This window comes from Loigolactobacillus coryniformis subsp. coryniformis KCTC 3167 = DSM 20001, assembly GCF_002706425.1.
Classification (GTDB): domain Bacteria; phylum Bacillota; class Bacilli; order Lactobacillales; family Lactobacillaceae; genus Loigolactobacillus; species Loigolactobacillus coryniformis.
Genome location: NZ_CP017713.1, coordinates 1,510,238 through 1,527,710 on the forward strand (window position 1 = coordinate 1,510,238; position 17,473 = coordinate 1,527,710).

The following is a 17,473-nucleotide window of genomic DNA, read 5'->3' on the forward strand; positions in this document are numbered from 1 at the left end:
TATTATCAAGTGACTGAAAATTTATAATTAAATGATGATGAAAATTTTAAGAAAGTAGGCGATAATATGGCAAAACCAGTAGTTGCCATTGTTGGTCGACCCAACGTTGGTAAATCAACTGTGTTTAACCGGATTGCCGGTCAACGCGTATCCATTGTTGATGATGCGCCTGGTGTGACTCGTGATCGGATTTACACATCAGCTGAATGGCTGGGTCATGAGTTTAACTTGATCGATACTGGGGGGATCGACATTGTTGATCAACCTTTTGTTGAACAGATTAAGGAACAAGCGGAGATTGCAATTGAAGAGGCTGACGTGATCGTTTTTGTCACTAGTGTCCGAGAAGGCATTACTGATGCGGATGAAAATGTTGCGCGTATCCTGTATCGTTCTGATAAGCCAGTTGTTCTGGCCGTCAATAAAGTCGATAATCAGGATTTACGTCAGGATATTTATGACTACTATGCATTAGGCTTTGACGAACCAATTGGTATTTCTGGGGTCCACGGTATCGGTGTCGGCGATTTGCTGGATGCGATCATCAAGCATTTTCCAACTGATATTGAACCTGAAGATGAAAGCCGGATTCGTTTTAGTCTGATTGGGCGGCCTAACGTTGGTAAATCATCGTTGGTTAATGCTATTTTAGGCGAAAATCGGGTGATCGTTTCTGATATTGCCGGTACAACGCGTGATGCGATCGATACGCGCTTTGCTGCGGCTAACGGTACGGAATTTAATATGATCGATACCGCTGGTTTACGCAAGCGGGGTAAGGCCTATGAAAATGCCGAAAAATATAGTGTTTTACGGGCAATGTCTGCCATCGATCGTTCTGATGTTGTGCTAGTGGTTTTAAATGCTGAAGAAGGTATTCGTGAGCAGGATAAGAAGATCGCTGGCTATGCGCATGAAGCAGGTCGTGGGATCATTATTGTCGTCAATAAATGGGATACCTTGAAAAAGGATAACCATTCGTTGAGTAACTTTGAACAGGCTATTCGCGCTAATTTTGCTTACTTGGATTATGCGCCGATCGTTTTTGTCTCCGCTAAAACTAAGCAGCGACTAAGCCAGATACCAGGTATGATCGAAAAAGTTAGCGAAAACCAGAGCCGGCGTATTGCTTCTTCAACGTTAAATGATGTGTTATTGGATGCTATTGCAACTAATCCAACGCCATCATCCAACGGTAAACGGCTACGAATCTATTACGCGACTCAGGTCGCAGTTAAGCCACCGACATTTATTGTGTTCGTTAATGATCCAGATATGATGCATTTTTCGTATGAACGTTTTTTGGAAAATCAGTTGCGAAATGCATTTGAATTTTCAGGGACGCCAGTGCATATTATTGTGCGGCGGCGGAAGTAGGTTAAACCTTGATCTAGCAATAAAAACGTCGATTTATGAAGACTTTTCTCATATTTCGCACTTTTTCGGTAAAAAGCGCTTAAAAATGTGAAAAAACCTTGCTATCAAGGCGTTCCTATGATATCTTTGATTCAGAAATGATGTTGTTAACCATTATTTCAGAACTGCAGATGCAGTTACTCATTTTATATTAGACTACGGTCTAATTGTTGCTCAGGAGGTGACATTCACTATGGCAAACAAAGCTGAATTAATCGAAAACGTCGCTAGTCAAACTGGTTTGACTAAAAAAGATGCAACTGCTGCTGTTGATGCTGTCTTTGGTTCAATCCAAGATACATTAGCAAAAGGCGAAAAGGTTCAATTGATTGGTTTTGGTAACTTTGAAGTTCGTGACCGTGCTGCTCGTAAGGGCCGTAACCCACAAACTGGTGCTGAAATTGAAATTCCAGCCAGCAAAGTACCTGCATTCAAACCTGGTAAAGCATTAAAAGATGCAGTTAAATAATGTATGATGAACTAGCAATTTCGATTGCTAGTTTTTTTATACTCAGAATAAGGTTGTTCCGTCATGGATTGATGGGACGGCCTTTTGTTTTTTCTAAGCGCTTAGTTGTCTTCACAAAGACTTCAATTTTTAGCTAAAGTTTAATCGTACCTTCAACTTAAAATTAACTTAAATAAAAGGACTAGCTAATAGTAGAAGGAGGTCGACATGTTTAAAACGGATTTACTGGATAAACAAGATCGAATCGTGGTGATGCTACTAGAAGCGCTTTACTTAGCTGATGGTGCCGTTAGCAAACAGAAATTAAGCCAAGAGTTAGCAGTTTCTTTATCATCGTTGAATCGCTATATTGCGCAATTAAACCAGTTATTAGCGCCACAAATTAACGCGGGTGCGGTTATTTTGAATATTCAATCTAATCAACTGGAGCTAAAACTAGTGGGTCAGGTCACATTTGATGAGCTATATTGTGATCAAGCGATTCGTAATGCAATCAATTATCAAATACTGATGTTGATTTATCAAAAAGGCAAAGTGACGTTACCGGAGTTTGTTTTTGAGTTGGCGCTCAGCGAGGCTTCATTGTACCGGCATTTGCAGCAATTAAATTCATTATTGGCCGAATTTAAATTAACGATCAAACAAGGACAATTAAGTGGCACCGAGTTACAGATTCGTTATTTTTATTATCAACTAAGTCGTGAAAGTTCCAATTCGAGTAATCCCTTAGTCCACCAAGCTTTACAGCCTGAAAATTAACCTTCAACTATTGCTCATGCTCAGCGTGATCAGCGCCGAAGTTTGAATCGATAAGCCATTTAAAAATTGGTCAATCAGTGTCTTGATCTGCGCAGTCATTTTTGCAGGTGATTTAGTCACCTTTAGGTTAGTCAACTCACCTAGTAACTGGCCGATTGCAGTCGCCAGATCAATGATCGGCAGTAAGGTATCCAATTGATAGAAAATATCGCCAATCGTTGGGTCGCCTGGTTGGCGCCGCTGTTGCCAAGCCAACAGATCATAGGTCATCATGGTCACAGCCATATGCGCACAAAGCCCGTCATAATCCTGGATCTGAGTCTGATCAAGGCGTAAATATTGTTTGGCGGCCTTAAAATAGTTCTCAATCTGCCAACGGCGACTATAAAGTTGAATGATCGCTGCCGGGGTCAGATTGGTTTTTGTGGTCGCTAACACCAGGTAGTCGTTGGCGCAATGGCGTTTAGCGACAAAAACTAAGCGTAACGGTAACTTTGCGGTAGCGGCCTGAACCACGCAACTATATAAATAGTCGGCTCGTGGTTGACGATGCGACTGACGTAAGTACTGATAGAGCGTTTTGACGGTGTATTGGCGGCCACGATAGCGGTAATAGATCTTCTTGGTCCGTTTAAGCATGCCAATACCGATCAACTTTTGGTCGTTTAACGCCGCAAACATTTTAGGCGAGGTAAACCAACTATCGAATAGCACATATTTAGCTTTGAGCCCATTTGCCCGCGCTTGCTTGATCAGTTCTAGTGCGACCGCTGGCATTGGCCGCATCGCTTGGGCCCGCCGTTGTCCGGCTAAGGTGCGTTGATCTAAAGTTTTAGCTGGTGTGCCCACCCGATTACGTGCTTTCTGTGACGACAAAACTGCCGTCGTGACTGGCAACACGAGCTGGCCGTTACTCCAAGCCAAGGTCAAACCACGGTAACCTTTTAAGTAGCGTTGCCGATCATGATCGAAGGTGTTGGCTAAAAGCTCGGTTTGTTTCGCATTCAGTCGTGAGATCAGGGTGTCATCAATGATCAGCGCACCACTTTTGCGGGCGTCGAGCCACTGTGCTAGGCCAGTAATCACCCGTTGTGCCAATAAACAACTAAGCCGTTGCCAATTGATCCGACCGTCATTCAAGATATTGTAGACCGTGCGTTTGGTACACATGCCTGGTGCTTCTGCTCGGTAAAGTGTCCGCCGCTGGAAAATAACCTTGAGTAACCAAATCAAGATTGCAGTTAGTGAAACGTTAGAATGGCGGTGATCATTGAGCAAGCGGACCAAAGCTGGTAGGTGCGCCAAGGCACAAAATTGGGTAATTATTTTAAAACTTGATTTTTCAATTTTATTTTGCGGTATACTAGCCATAGCACAAGCACTCCTTTGTATCGTGGTTTAGACGACTCAAGTATACTTCAAGGAGCTGCTTGTGTTTAATTTTGGGCTAAAATAACTTAGTGCAATCAGGGTTTAGCTGGGTTTTGAACTTTCACGGTTTAGTTATCAATTATTTACTTTGATTCCAATTACAGCAACTAAACAGAATGTTTTACATGATCAATATATTCGCGGATTGGAAGAACATTTTGCTTATCAATTTAATGCAGTTGCGGCACAGCGAATCAAGTTGTGGATCACCATTTCTCGGCAGCGCCAGTTAACGATTACGCAGTTTGATCGGCGTCTACCAGCGGCAGTGATTGATTTAAGTCGCAATAACGTTTTATTCGATCAAATGAGCGCCAACTATCGTCAGTTATTCGGTCAAATGGACGCGACGGCAGTAAATTTTGAAACCAAAGCTTTGTTTGCGATGTTGGTTGGAATGTCTGTTTTTAATAGTCAAGCAGCTTTAGTGTGGGAGTTTGCGGATATTTACTTGCATAATGACACTGAACTTAGTCAGTTACTAACGGTGTTTAATCGTTTGTTGTGTCAAAGTCTAGCGATTCAGCCGGAACAATGGGGCTTCAGCTTTTCCAAGGCGTTATTTGATACGTTGGCCCGGCCGTATTTATTCACCGGCGAACTCAGTAAATTTACGCCTAAGCGGGCTGATTATTACCGCCAGTTTTATTTTCCGGTTGAAATTCAGCGAAATGTTGGGCAGATAATTGAGCGACTTAAGCAGAGTACTTGTGTGAAGTTACGTCAAATCGTACTCAAAAATGAGGCTTACTTCAGGCGCTGTTTATTATTAGTAGTTGATGAGTTTGAAGGTCAGCAGACTCACGAGCTTAAGCTTGGTTTAGAACCTGACTTTACAGACAGTACGGTGCACTTGCTGATCAATAAATTGCATCAATATTTAGCGGGACAAGCTTTGATCGAAATCACGCCTTATCAACCAGGACATGATTATGACTTAGTACTGACTAATCGACAATTGACGGAGACAGAAAAGAGCCAGCCGATTTATCGTTTTGCTGATTTAGCTAGTTTACGAGATTTTAAAAATATAAGAAAAATAGTTATAAAAATGAGTCTAATTGAAAAAGGCTTAGTCGTTCTTAATAACTGAAATAAAGGCGTTAAATTAGTTATAAAATAACTTTTTTAATGCCTTTATTTTTATTAATAGCTATTATATAAAATTATTATTATCATTTTTGATATAAAACTTGCTATTTCTGATAAGCGCTTTCATTGACATCGGGTACAATGAGTTTGTAGCAAAATAGTTGATGAAAGCAGGTGAGCTTATGGGAAAAAGGATGTGGCGTCGCAGTTTGAACTTGTTAGCCATACTTAGCCTATTTTTAAGTGTTGCGATCAGTTCAGTACATGCGGCGACCACAGCGCAGCCAGAGATTACCCTTAGTGGGGTTAACCAACTACAAGTTGGGGAAAGCAAAGAACTAATTGTCTCTACGACAAATCTAGCGGCAGAGACGCAAATCACCTTATCATTACCAGCCGGGCTGGAATTTGATGAGGCTCAATTCAAGCAGCGAGCTGATGTCACTGAAGAACAAATCAGTATTCACCGTGAACAAGCTGAATTGGTAATCACTCTTCACACCGCAATGGCAATGAAGTTGAGCCTACCTGTGATAGCGGCGAAGGCGGGGACTTACCAATTACAAGCACGAACCACCACTTTACAATCTAACCAACAGACCGTTACCGTAACCGATATGCAAAGCGCAACGGAAACTACAACTGAAAAGAATGATTCGACTGCAACGGTAACAACACCAGAAGACAACTCAAGTACGTCCGTGGCTGAAAGTAATAATACGAGCAGTTCGAGTACCACGACGGCTAGCAGTTCAGTCACCAGCGAAAAAGAGTTTTCAGCCTCAACCTCAACTACCCCAGTTTTAAACAGTAAAAGTATCATACAATCAAGAGCGTCTTCAACAATTTCGCTAAAAGTTGATCAGTCATCTGGTACCAGCAGTTTGTTAACTAATAACTACTATGGTGGTGATTATCAGGTTAGTGGCACTGTTTGGGATAATACTGCGGAAACACTTTCGTTTTACGCAATGATGACTAAACGCGATGGTAATGGTGCTACACCTGCCAAGGAGCAATTGTTAGGTACGGTAAAAGTTGCCAGCAACGTGCAACAAAGTAGGCAATTCACGATTCCGGATAGTTATTTACCGGATGTGAATACACAATCAGCTGGCTCGCTTTATCGTGTGCGTATTGAAGCACGGCAAACGACAAGTAATTTTGGTAGTGCTAATTTTCAGTTAGCTTATGTACAGGGTAATTTAGGGCTTACTGCACCGAGTATGGTTAATTTCGGCGATAATTTAAGTGTGACTGAGACTGAGAAACGGACTTTCTTAGGTAAAATTGCCGCTGGTGATCAACCATTGGCAGTTAAAGATACGCGAATATTTCCAGCGAGTTCAACGATCAATGGCTGGCAGTTAACAGTCAGCTTGGCACAACAGATGACTGGTGCCAGTACTGGAACCGTGCTAACTGATAGCTTGCATTATTTGAATAACGGTACTGACTATACTTTATCTAGTGCCGCTAGTCCGGTAGCGAGTTTACAAACAGCGACGCCCGGTAAGAATACAGTAATCTCAGATACTTGGAACGCGCAAAATGGGTTAGCTTTTGAACCAACACCGGGACAACCAAAATCTGAGCAATATAGCGGTAGTGTCACTTGGAATTTACAAGAGACTCCAGCTAATAAGTGAAAGGAGTGCCGCCGATGAAATTTCCAAAGTTGGTTTTAAGTCTAATGTTACTGACGACACTCCTGGGGTTCAGTACCATTAGTCAGGCAGCTACAACCACTAGTCATGCTCAAACTGGTTTTGTCGCTAATAATACTGTTACTGCACCCACCACTACGAAACCGCAGGTACCCAATCAAATCGCTAATCAGCATGTCGATCAATCTAATCAATCGCAGCAATCAGTTTTACCGCAAACTAGTGAACGATCTTCCTGGGATTTTTCTATTTTAGGGATGATCATTCTAGTAAGTTTAGCGAGTTTTCACTTACGAACTAAATTAAAAACAGTATAAATTAATAGGAGTGATTTTAGATGATGAAAAAAAGTGCTTTATTAACGGTAGCTGCAATGAGCGGCCTATTACTTGGTGGCGTAACTTCGAGTGTTAGTGCAGCAGAGACGTCTAGTGCAGCAGAGACGTCTAGTGCAGCAGAGACGTCTAGTGCGACCTCAAAAGCCTCGGCTACCTTTACCAACGCTACTGACCCAACTACGCCCATCGATCCAACTGATCCAACCGATCCAGAAAATCCTGGTGGTGGCCCTGGTACCGGTAATGCTGGACCATTATCGTTGGATTATGTTTCTGACTTAGATTTCGGGACCCACGAGGTGCCAACCACGGATCAAATTTATGCAGCCAAAGATGATACTGATACCACTGGCAACGCGATTCCTAACTATGTTCAGGTGACTGATCAGCGTGCTGGTACACCTAAAGGATGGACGTTGCTGGTGACGCAGAATGCACAGTTTGCTAGTGCTAGTGATACAACTTTAGATGGTGCACAAATATCCTTTTCAGGCACCGCAATCACCGCTAATGCTTCAACTGCAGATGGCGCAGCCACACATGATGTGACTTTAACTCCAGGGACGTCAACTGTTATCATGGACGCCAGTGCAGGTAAAGGCTTTGGCACGTGGGCAGATAAATGGGGCGATACGGGTAGTTCTACTGCAAAATTAGCTGTACCAGTGGCCACCCATCCAGAAGCTGAGGCCTATACCGCAAACTTAACTTGGTCGTTGACTGATACACCAGCTAACACCTAAAAATTATGACTAATACGCTGAGAAAGTTATTGGTGAAATGCATAGACTAACGAATAAAGGATGTGTGTCTGTTGAAAAAAAGAAATTTGGTAGTGACTGTCCTCGCACTAGGTTTAGGTTTGTTGACGTTAACGCGACCGGTGGCGGCGAATGAATTAACTTTCGGAGTCGAAACTAATTTGCCCGACAATCAATTGACTAAAAACGTTAATTATTTCGATCTAAAGCTTGATCCAGGTCAGCAACAGACGATCAGTGTAACGATCACCAACAGCACAAATAAAGAAGTGAAGTTGAAGCCAGAAGTTAACGCGGCAACAACTAACTTAAATGGGGTCGTCGAGTACACTAAAACCAAAACTAAGGCAGATGCCAGCCGACGTTATTCGTTAGCCGATTATGTGCGACCTGAACAACGGACAGTGACCGTTCCGGCACAGCAAAAAAAACAATTGAATCTGAAGGTGACCATGCCTCGTAGTCAGATGAATGGCGTGATTGCTGGTGGATTACGGTTGCAAGATCAAAATGCAACCAAGCAAACTGCTGAATCGTCTAAAGGAACCACCGTCCAGAATCAATATGCGTATATCATTGGGATCGTTTTACACCAAAATACGAAAACAGTGACGCCACAAATGAAATTAGGCAAAGTGGCTGCTAGTCAAGTTAATTATCGCAATGTGATCAACACAACTTTACGCAACGTTACAGCCACTTATATCAATCAATTAACGGTCAAAGCTAAAATTTATCGTCAGGGTAGTCAGAAAATTAGCTATCGGCAAACGAATAAAGGGATGCAGATGGCGCCTAACTCGCAATTTGCTTTTCCAGTTCGTTTAAATGGTCAGCCGCTAAAGGCCGGTAAATATACACTGGATCTAGTGGCGACATCCAAGGATCATAAATGGCATTTTAAGCGTAACTTTACGATCGCTGGGCAACAAGCTACTAAGTTGAACAAGCGTGATGTCACGATCAAGCCAGATTATACTTGGTTGTATACACTGATTGGTGCAGTCGTCTTGATCTTGTTGATTGGTGTTCTCTGGTTCTTTAACCGGCGTAAACTAAAAGCTAAAGAAGCAGAAAATGCTGCGCTACGTGCAGCATTAGATAAGAAAAAACACTAAAAAATGGCGGTGCTGGCGAAAAGCCCACCGCTGTTTTTTTGCGTTCAATCTTTTTAATTTTCCGCTTAAATATGCTAAACTAGTTTAGTTTGAATAACGTGAACGAATGGAAGGTGCGGTTAATTTGAGTTACGCAAAACAAATGTTAGATCAATTGCGCGCTGGGCAGTTGGAGGAAGCTAAGACGGCCTTTAATCATGCATTACGCCATGATGACGATGAAACGCTGTACAGTTTAGCCGAGGATCTGTACGCCTTAGGTTTTCTGCGGCAAGCACGCCGTACCTATTTACAATTATTGAAAAAGTATCCCGATGAAGATGAATTACGAACAACTTTGGCTGATATTGCTATCAGCGATGGTAAAACTGATGAAGCGCTGACTTATTTACAAGCGGTCAAACCGGATTCACCAGCTTATGCTGAGAGTCTGTTAGTAAGTGCTGATCTCTATCAGCAACAAGGACTATATGAGGTCAGCGAGCAGAAATTGCTGACGGCGCGTCGTTTATTTCCCGATGAGCCAATTATTAGTTTTGCCTTGGCTGAGTTTTATTTTGATAGTGGTGAATTTCAAAAAGCAATCGCCCATTATGAGGCGTTGGTGGCTGCTGGTGAGACAGAAATTGCTCAGGTCAATCTTTATCAGCGCTTAGGTGTTGCGTATGCGAATAGCGGTGAGTTTGAACAGGCCCGCGATTATTTAAATGAGATTCCAGCTGGGGAAATGGATAGTAACACGCTATTCCAAAGCGGCTTTATTGCCTTGCAGCTGAAGGATTACACTCGGGCAATCGACAGTTTCGAACAAGTGGTGGAGCAGGATCCGCAGTATAGTTCTGTCTATCCGTATTACGCTGACGCTCTAGAGGCTGATCAGCAGCTAGAAGCGGCTTTACGCATCGTTCAGGCGGGTTTAGCTGTTGATCAGTATAATGAGGTATTATTCGATAAAGGTGCGCACATCGCTTTAAAATTAGACGATAGCGCAACAGCAGAAAAATACTTGCAGCAGCTATTAACGATCGATCCGGAAAATATGCAAGCCTTGATCGAGTTGAGTAATTTGTACGTGAAATTAGCTCGACATGAAGAAAACTATGCCTTGTTGGAACCAGCATTACAGCAAGGGGATGTTGATCCGCAGGCCTATTGGAACTTTGCTCGGTCAGCGGCCGAACTTGGTCACGATGAGACTGCACGTTCTAATTATTTATTGGCATACCCAACGTTCAAGGATGAGCCTAACTTCCTAAAGGAAATCATCACTTTCTTCCGGGAAATGGGCTTACGTGCAGAGACTTTAGCGGCACTGCAGCGGTACGTTAAGTTAGTCCCAACTGATGATGAAATGGTTTATTTATTAGATGATTACTTAGCTGACGATGATCGCTAAGAAAAAACGGTATGGCTGTGATAGCCACACCGTTTTTTTATGGTAATAGACTGCGATAATAATCTAGGGAAGCCGGATCAAGGCGCAGTTGTTGCTGTAATTCAGTTGCGCTAGTTGACCGATGCTGCAGCAGATAGTGCAGAATATAGCCTTGATGTAATTTACGTGGTGTTAGGGCAAAATCTAATAATGGGGCGTCTTTTTTTAAATATTTATGCAAGGCGGGAGCCGTTAATTGGGGATGCTGGCGGTCCAAGCGAGTTTTTAAAAAGAGTTCCGTGCTGTTTTGTAGCGTCTGTAATGGCTGTAAGTAAACGTGCAAATCGTGCATGAAATCGCGCTCAACTGGAGTAAAAGGTAATTTAGCAGCCAATTCGGCGAACCCAGGCGCTAAGATCTCTTGGCTAGTAAAGCCGTAAGCACTGAATAACAATAAAGCGCGCGTGTAGTAACTTAAGCGCTGATCGGTCAGCAGTGTCGGTAACTGCGTCAACCAAGCAAAATCAATCGTCGGTTGCAAAGTCTCTTTACTCAAACCTTTTAAAGCAACGGTTGGGTAGTGGGCAATTAATTCATGGGTAAATAAAAATTTAAAATAGCCATTTAAATGCGACAGTATTTTATTATACGTGTCGTTTTTTAATTCGCGTTGACTCAGCAGCATGCTTAAATAATCACGAACATCGTTTTCTAGAATATTGTCTAAGCTAGGGTCACTACTAAAGGCCCAGTTAAAGCGATGAAGGTAGTTAAAGAAATCATCTAAGGTACGGGCGTATTCAGTAATGGTAACATCGGCTAATTCTTTTTCAGCCAGGTAATGTTGAAAGTTTTTTTGATAAGGGTAAGCCAATAAGATCACATCCTTTAACAACAGTATAACATAAAAAAGTTACTTTAACCTACATAATCAAAAAACAATAGCGCAGACAAGCTGCGCCAAAATCAAAAAATAGACCATCGTTTACGTTCATAAGTAAAGCCTTCACCAAGCACTTCGTGTACATTAATGATCGAGATAAAGGCTTTTTCATCATGTTGAGCGATAATGCGTTTTATCAGTGCAATTTCATTAGGCGCGACCACACAATAGATCACCCGTTTATCAGCGTGCTGGTAGCCACCTTCAGCATGGAACAAGCTAGTTCCACGATCTAAGTGTGTCATAATATCGTCGGCAATCGCTTGATAATCATCACTAATGATCAAAATACCACGTGCCGCATATGCACCTTCCTGAGTAAAATCAACCACTTGAGAAAAAATGAATGACGCGAGTAGCGTGTACATCATGTGACGAACATCTAGATAACTTAAGGATAAGGTGAGTACGATCACATCAAATCCAAGTAACGTGCGGCCCATAGAAATACCGCGTTGTCGTTCGATCACCCGGGCAACAACGTCACTGCCGCCAGTCGTGCCACCAGCGCGATAGATCAAGCCGCTACCAAACCCACCACATAATCCGGCCATTACACCGGCGATAAATAGATCATGATGTAAATTTAACTGTACTGGCAGCCGTTGCCATAACCACAGAAAAACGGATAACATTACTGTGCCATAAATGGTCAGCAGCAATGCATTACGGCCCAGAAACTTATAGCCCACGATAATCAGCGGAATGTTGAGCAATAAACTTGAATAGGCGGGATCAATCTGAAACCAAAAACGTAAGATCAAAGTGATCCCGGTGATACCGCCTTCGGCTAAATGATTATTGATATTAATACTTACTAAACCTAATGCGTATAAAGCACAGCCCAATGTAATCAAGAATAAATCACGTATTCGTATTTCTTGCTTCGTCATGGAATGCCACCACCTTATTATTTTAAAAAACGTTTTAACTGCATTATACCGAATTCATTAGCCAACTTGGCTGGAATGGGCAGATTCTAATTTTAGGATTATTTTTAGCGAGTAACCGATATTTTAATTACCGGCATAATTTGTTAGTATGGTAGGTAACGGATTAAATTAAATGAAAAAGGTGATCGTTTTGACAAAAATTCTTGTGGCGGGTTTTAAAGGTAGAATGGGCGCTACCGCAACCCATATGGTATTGAAGAACACTGATTTTGAATTAGTTGGTGTTTATGATCCAATTGCAACTGAAAAAGATTTAGCTGAGGTAGCAGAATTTGGCGGTCAACATGCACCAGTGTTTACTGACTTAGAAGCAACCCTTGCAGCAGAACCGGAAGTTTGGATCGATTTTACGATTCCTAAAGCAGCCGTTGCTAATACAAAATTTGCGTTGGAACATCAAATCTCACCAGTTGTGGGAACAACTGGGTTTACGCCAACCGATATTAAGGCGTTACAAGAATTAGCAGCTAAGAACCAAGTTGGTGGCTTGATCGCACCTAACTTCAGTCTAAGTGCTGTCTTAATGATGCAATTTTCTAAACAAGCAGCTAAGTATTTTCCTGATGTTGAGATCATTGAAATGCATCATGATAATAAATTAGACGCACCAAGTGGTACTGCCGTCAAAACAGCCGAGATGTTGGCCGAGGTTCGTGGCGATAAACCACAAGGTAACCCTAATGAGAAAGAAAGTATTCCTGGTGCTCGTGGTGCTAACTACGCGGGTATGCGGATCCATAGTGTTCGTTTACCCGGTTTAATCGCCCATCAGCAAGTTCAATTTGGTGGTGTCGGGGAAGGCTTGACCATCCGCCAGGATACGTACGATCGCGAATCATTTATGACTGGGGTCGCGTTAGCTTGCCGTAAAGTGCGCCAAGAAAAGCAACTTTATGATGGGCTTGAATATTTACTATGAAATTAACCCAATTACCAGACGAATTTGTCCAAGCGCTACCGGTATTGCAGACAATCACCCAGGCCGGTTTTGAAGCTTATTTTGTCGGTGGGAGTGTCCGTGATGCGCTTTTAGGTAAAAAGATCCATGATGTCGATATTGCAACCAGTGCTTATCCAGCAGAAATCAAGCAAATTTTTCGGCGCACGATCGATACTGGTATCCAGCATGGGACAGTGACCGTGATGCAACAAGAGACAGCTTATGAAGTTACCACGTTTCGTACTGAATCAGGTTATCAAGATTTTCGGCGGCCAGATCATGTCACTTTTGTGCGCTCACTGCGTGAAGACCTTAAGCGGCGTGATTTTACGATCAATGCACTAGCATTGCAACATGACGGCACGATCATCGATCTATTTGCTGGGTTAACGGATTTAGAAAATAAAGTGATCCGCGCAGTGGGCGATCCTAATGAGCGCTTCCATGAAGATGCTTTACGGATGATGCGTGCGGTTCGTTTTGAAAGTCAATTAGGTTTTACGATCGAAGCAAATACTGAAGTGGCGATCCGCGCCCAGCATCAATTGTTGAGTAAGATTGCGGTTGAACGAATTCATGATGAATTTGTCAAACTTATGCTGGGACAGGCGCGTTATAACGGGCTGGTCAGTTTTGTACAGACCGAGTTATATCAGCAATGTCCAGATTTTACGAATGCTGGGCCGGCGTTCAAAGCGCTACTGAAATTGCCCACAACACCGTTACGTAGTGAAGCTGCGGTCTGGTTGTTGATCGCGCAGCAGCTACAATTGGACAGTGAGCAGGTCAAACCATTTTTACGTCATTGGAAATCGGCTAATGATTTGATCTATGCAGTGAGTACCAGCTTACCTGTTTTACAAAAATTTTTAGCCCAGCAACCATTAAGTAACTGGGATTTTTATCAAGCAGGTTTAACTAATGTGCTAACGGCTAATCAGATCGCCTATTTTTATGGTGCTGACATGGCGGAAACTGCTTTACAATCTAAGTACCAGCAATTACCGATCAAACAGCGTAGCGAGCTTGCTGTCAACGGTGGCGACTTGTTACAAGCATTAGCACTAAAACCGGGACCAAAATTAGGTCAGTTGCTGGCACATTTGGAACGTGCAGTTGTGGCAGCACAGATTCCCAATCAAAAAGCAGCTTTGATCGCAGCCGCGACAAAGCTTTAATAAGTGAGTGCGCTGATAATTGATCAGTGACTCTCACTTTTATTTTGCGGATAAAGTTGATTGCTTTTTCGGAAGTAATCTTTTACGATGGGCGCAATAGAAACTGAGGTAGATAAGTCATGCAAACTTTAACTGCAGAGAATTTAACTAAAACTTACGGTGAAAAAACACTATTTGATCATATTTCCTTTTTCATTAAGGAAGGTGATCGCATTGGTTTGATCGGTACGAATGGTGCGGGTAAAACCACATTGCTAAATGCGTTAACCGGTAATGATACTTTTGATCAAGGTGATATCACCACGCCTAAACAGTATCGTATTGGGTATTTACAGCAAGTGCCACAATTACCGCAAGACTTAACGATCATGGAAGCTATTTTTACCGGCGATAATCCATTATTCAAAGTAATTGCGGCATATGAAAAAGCCTTGACTGCGCTAAGCCTTGACGGCAATAGTACAAAGGCACAGGCAGCCTATACCAAGGCTGAAGCGGCTATGAACCAAGGTGATGCTTGGAACGTTGATACGCAGATCAAATCGATTTTGTCCCAATTAAAGCTAACTGACTTAAATCAGCGCATCAGTGAATTATCTGGTGGTCAGCAAAAGCGGGTCGGTTTAGCGCAAGTTCTGATCGAATCTCCAGACTTGCTTATTTTAGACGAACCGACCAACCATTTAGATTTTGCATCAATTGCGTGGTTAGAAGAATACTTAGCTAGTTATAAAGGTGCATTGTTAGTGGTGACCCATGATCGGTATTTCTTGGATCGAGTTACTAATCAGATCTACGAGTTAGCCTTTGGTCAATTGACCGCTTATAGTGGTAATTTTGAAGACTATCTGCGGCAAAGTGCTGAGGCAGCCGAACAAGCCAGTGAACAAGCCGCTAAACAGGAAAAGCTTTATAAGAAAGAACTTGACTGGATGCGTGCTGGTGCTAAGGCACGGTCGACTAAACAACAGGCACGGATCAATCGATTTAACGATCTCAAGGCACAAGTTAATAAAGGGGTTGAGCAAGCTGCCACCGTAGCCATTAACTTAGGCCAGCAACGCTTAGGCAAAAAAGTTTTGGAACTAAAACAGGCCAGTCTAAGTTTCCATCAGCATCCCATTATCAAAGACCTTGATTTAATGGTCCAAAGCAACGCTCGTTTAGGTATAACCGGTGAAAATGGTGCTGGCAAGTCAACTTTCTTAAATGTTCTGGCTGGGCGCCTACCATTAGATTCTGGAACGATCACATTAGGCGAAACGGTTCGTTTAGGCTACTATACGCAAATGACTGAACCATTGGACCCAGATAAGCGAGTAATCAGTTATTTGCAAGAAGTTGGCGAGGCCGTCACTGAACGTAACGGTGATGTGGTCAGTGTGACTCAGTTGTTGGAACAATTTCTCTTTCCACGTTTTATGCACGGAACGCTGATCCGTAAATTATCTGGCGGTGAACAACGACGGCTGTACTTGTTAAAAATCTTGATGCAGCAGCCGAATGTTTTATTGCTTGATGAACCAACTAACGATTTAGATATTAGTACATTGACGGTGCTGGAGCATTATTTGGCTAACTTTAATGGTGCAGTGATCACCGTGTCCCATGATCGGTATTTCCTGGATCAAGTGGCGGATGAGCTCTTAGTTTTCAATGGTAACGCGCAAGTTACACGCTTTACTGGGGCTCTAAGTGATTATTTAGCGCAACAGCAAACTAGTGATACCACAAAAGTAGCTACACCAAAAGTGACGACAGAAACACCGACTAAGCCAGTGGTTAAAGAAAAGACTAAGCTCACCTATAACGAGCAAAAAGAATGGGATACATTGGAAGATGACATCGATCAGCTGGAACAGCAACTAGCTGCCACCCAAGCAGCCATGCAAAGTAACGGTGATGATTACGGCAAGTTAGCCCAACAACAAAAGGACGTTGACCAACTTAATCAACAAATCGAAACTAAAATGCAACGCTGGGACTATTTAAGTCAGTACGTGGAATAGTTTTTTGAAGGAGGAAATAGTGATCATGGAAGAAGCATACCTCGATTTAGCACGTCAGATCTTAGCCGAAGGTCATCAAAAAAATGATCGTACTCAGACTGGGACTTATAGTATTTTTGGTTATCAAATGCGCTTCGATCTTAGTAAAGGCTTCCCGTTATTAACCACTAAAAAAGTTCCTTTCGGCTTAATCAAAAGTGAACTATTATGGTTTTTAAAGGGCGATAGTAATATTCGCTATTTGTTGCAACATAATAATCATATTTGGGACGAATGGGCGTTTAAGCATTACGTTGAAAGTACTGATTACCATGGTCCAGACATGACTGACTTTGGTCATCGGCAATTGACTGATACGACCTTTGCGGCAGCCTATCAGGAACAAAAAAAGCTTTTTTGCGAGCAAATACTAAACGACGATGCTTTTGCGGCTAAATACGGCGAATTAGGCAATGTATACGGTAAACAATGGCGGGCATGGAAAACACGTAGTGGCGAAACAATCGATCAAATCAAAGATGTGATCGCAGCAATCAAAACTACCCCTGATTCACGACGCTTGATCGTAACTGCTTGGAATCCTGAAGATGTGCCCACCGCAGCATTACCACCTTGTCATACTTTGTTTCAATTCTATGTTGCGGACGGTAAACTAAGTTGCCAACTTTATCAGCGCAGTGGCGATGTTTTTCTTGGTGTTCCATTCAACATTGCCAGCTATGCATTGTTGACAGCTTTGATTGCCAAGGAAGTTGGTCTAGAAGTCGGGGAATTCGTACACACTTTAGGTGACGCGCATATTTATAGCAATCACGTCAAACAAATTGAGGAACAATTGACGCGGACACCACGGCCAGCGCCTACGCTTGAACTAAATCCGGCCAAACATAGTATATTTGATTATGATGTTACGGATATTAAGTTAGCTAATTATGATCCGTATCCAGCAATTAAGGCACCGGTTGCGGTTTAGTATAATATTAAGTCGTAGCTCACTTTAATTGTGAAATAGGAGGATTTTAAA

General features: G+C 42.4%; 16 protein-coding genes. 13 read left to right on the forward strand and 3 right to left on the reverse strand.

The window, feature by feature from the left end:
- Positions 1 to 66: 66 nt before the first annotated feature.
- From der to LC20001_RS07465, 3 genes are all read left to right on the forward strand, one after another.
- Positions 67 to 1,377 (forward strand): ribosome biogenesis GTPase Der, encoded by a 1,311-nt coding sequence (gene der, locus LC20001_RS07455; protein WP_010009980.1) that lies wholly within the window; start codon positions 67 to 69, stop codon positions 1,375 to 1,377.
- A 220-nt stretch (positions 1,378 to 1,597) separates the two neighbouring features.
- The gene (locus tag LC20001_RS07460; protein ID WP_223877021.1) at positions 1,598 to 1,885 is read left to right on the forward strand and encodes an HU family DNA-binding protein; all 288 of its coding nucleotides are present in this window, start codon (positions 1,598 to 1,600) and stop codon (positions 1,883 to 1,885) included.
- A 207-nt stretch (positions 1,886 to 2,092) separates the two neighbouring features.
- Complete coding sequence (locus tag LC20001_RS07465; protein WP_056943288.1) at positions 2,093 to 2,644, forward strand: AcpB/EbpR/MafR family transcriptional regulator; 552 nt, start codon at positions 2,093 to 2,095, stop codon at positions 2,642 to 2,644.
- A gap of 3 nt (positions 2,645 to 2,647) precedes the next feature.
- Here LC20001_RS07465 and LC20001_RS07470 read toward each other — a convergent pair whose 3' ends face one another.
- Positions 2,648 to 4,015: an IS4 family transposase gene (locus LC20001_RS07470; RefSeq protein WP_099267106.1), complete on the reverse strand. Its 1,368-nt coding sequence runs from the start codon at positions 4,013 to 4,015 to the stop codon at positions 2,648 to 2,650.
- Positions 4,016 to 4,163: 148 nt separating this feature from the next.
- Here LC20001_RS07470 and LC20001_RS07475 point away from each other — a divergent pair, with 148 nt between their 5' ends.
- The 6 genes from LC20001_RS07475 (at position 4,164) to LC20001_RS07500 (ending at position 10,447) form a co-directional block, all read left to right on the forward strand.
- Complete coding sequence (locus tag LC20001_RS07475) at positions 4,164 to 5,168, forward strand: hypothetical protein (protein ID WP_056943294.1); 1,005 nt, start codon at positions 4,164 to 4,166, stop codon at positions 5,166 to 5,168.
- A 181-nt stretch (positions 5,169 to 5,349) separates the two neighbouring features.
- Entirely contained in the window at positions 5,350 to 6,816 is a 1,467-nt protein-coding gene (locus LC20001_RS07480) for a cell surface protein (RefSeq protein WP_225358842.1), read from the forward strand.
- A 14-nt stretch (positions 6,817 to 6,830) separates the two neighbouring features.
- Positions 6,831 to 7,151 carry an LPXTG cell wall anchor domain-containing protein gene (locus tag LC20001_RS07485; protein ID WP_010009974.1) on the forward strand — a complete coding sequence of 107 codons (321 nt, stop codon included), beginning with the start codon at positions 6,831 to 6,833 and terminating at the stop codon, positions 7,149 to 7,151.
- Between the two features lie 20 nt (positions 7,152 to 7,171).
- On the forward strand, positions 7,172 to 7,915 hold the full coding sequence (locus LC20001_RS07490) for a WxL domain-containing protein (RefSeq protein WP_056943293.1): 744 nt from the start codon (positions 7,172 to 7,174) through the stop codon (positions 7,913 to 7,915).
- Between the two features lie 71 nt (positions 7,916 to 7,986).
- Positions 7,987 to 9,051 (forward strand): WxLIP family cell surface protein, encoded by a 1,065-nt coding sequence (locus LC20001_RS07495; protein ID WP_010009972.1) that lies wholly within the window; start codon positions 7,987 to 7,989, stop codon positions 9,049 to 9,051.
- A gap of 124 nt (positions 9,052 to 9,175) precedes the next feature.
- A complete protein-coding gene (locus LC20001_RS07500) occupies positions 9,176 to 10,447 on the forward strand; it encodes a tetratricopeptide repeat protein (protein WP_003680516.1) in 1,272 nt (423 codons plus the stop codon).
- A gap of 37 nt (positions 10,448 to 10,484) precedes the next feature.
- Here the strand turns inward: LC20001_RS07500 and LC20001_RS07505 are convergent, their stop codons facing one another.
- Positions 10,485 to 11,300 (reverse strand): site-specific integrase, encoded by an 816-nt coding sequence (locus tag LC20001_RS07505; RefSeq protein WP_010009969.1) that lies wholly within the window; start codon positions 11,298 to 11,300, stop codon positions 10,485 to 10,487.
- Between the two features lie 92 nt (positions 11,301 to 11,392).
- Entirely contained in the window at positions 11,393 to 12,262 is an 870-nt protein-coding gene (locus LC20001_RS07510; RefSeq protein ID WP_003680513.1) for a YitT family protein, read from the reverse strand.
- A gap of 190 nt (positions 12,263 to 12,452) precedes the next feature.
- On the opposite strand from LC20001_RS07510, the gene dapB reads away from it, so the two are divergent.
- From dapB to LC20001_RS07530, 4 genes are all read left to right on the forward strand, one after another.
- Complete coding sequence (gene dapB / locus LC20001_RS07515; protein ID WP_029507975.1) at positions 12,453 to 13,241, forward strand: 4-hydroxy-tetrahydrodipicolinate reductase; 789 nt, start codon at positions 12,453 to 12,455, stop codon at positions 13,239 to 13,241.
- Positions 13,238 to 14,440, forward strand: coding sequence for a CCA tRNA nucleotidyltransferase (locus LC20001_RS07520; RefSeq protein WP_010009965.1), 1,203 nt, complete (start codon positions 13,238 to 13,240; stop codon positions 14,438 to 14,440). Before dapB ends, LC20001_RS07520 begins: the two co-directional genes overlap by 4 nt.
- A 119-nt stretch (positions 14,441 to 14,559) precedes the next feature.
- A complete protein-coding gene (locus tag LC20001_RS07525) occupies positions 14,560 to 16,449 on the forward strand; it encodes an ABC-F family ATP-binding cassette domain-containing protein (RefSeq protein ID WP_010009964.1) in 1,890 nt (629 codons plus the stop codon).
- Between the two features lie 22 nt (positions 16,450 to 16,471).
- Positions 16,472 to 17,422 carry a thymidylate synthase gene (locus tag LC20001_RS07530; protein WP_029507974.1) on the forward strand — a complete coding sequence of 317 codons (951 nt, stop codon included), beginning with the start codon at positions 16,472 to 16,474 and terminating at the stop codon, positions 17,420 to 17,422.
- Positions 17,423 to 17,473: the final 51 nt, after the last annotated feature.

Coding starts and splice junctions, on each gene's coding strand:
- der (WP_010009980.1), top strand. CDS start 67: ATGGCAAAACCAGTAGTTGCCATTGTTGGTCGACCCAACGTTGGTAAA.
- LC20001_RS07465 (WP_056943288.1), top strand. CDS start 2,093: ATGTTTAAAACGGATTTACTGGATAAACAAGATCGAATCGTGGTGATG.
- LC20001_RS07470 (WP_099267106.1), bottom strand. CDS start 4,015: ATGGCTAGTATACCGCAAAATAAAATTGAAAAATCAAGTTTTAAAATA.
- LC20001_RS07480 (WP_225358842.1), top strand. CDS start 5,350: ATGGGAAAAAGGATGTGGCGTCGCAGTTTGAACTTGTTAGCCATACTT.
- LC20001_RS07485 (WP_010009974.1), top strand. CDS start 6,831: ATGAAATTTCCAAAGTTGGTTTTAAGTCTAATGTTACTGACGACACTC.
- LC20001_RS07490 (WP_056943293.1), top strand. CDS start 7,172: ATGATGAAAAAAAGTGCTTTATTAACGGTAGCTGCAATGAGCGGCCTA.
- LC20001_RS07510 (WP_003680513.1), bottom strand. CDS start 12,262: ATGACGAAGCAAGAAATACGAATACGTGATTTATTCTTGATTACATTG.
- LC20001_RS07520 (WP_010009965.1), top strand. CDS start 13,238: ATGAAATTAACCCAATTACCAGACGAATTTGTCCAAGCGCTACCGGTA.
- LC20001_RS07525 (WP_010009964.1), top strand. CDS start 14,560: ATGCAAACTTTAACTGCAGAGAATTTAACTAAAACTTACGGTGAAAAA.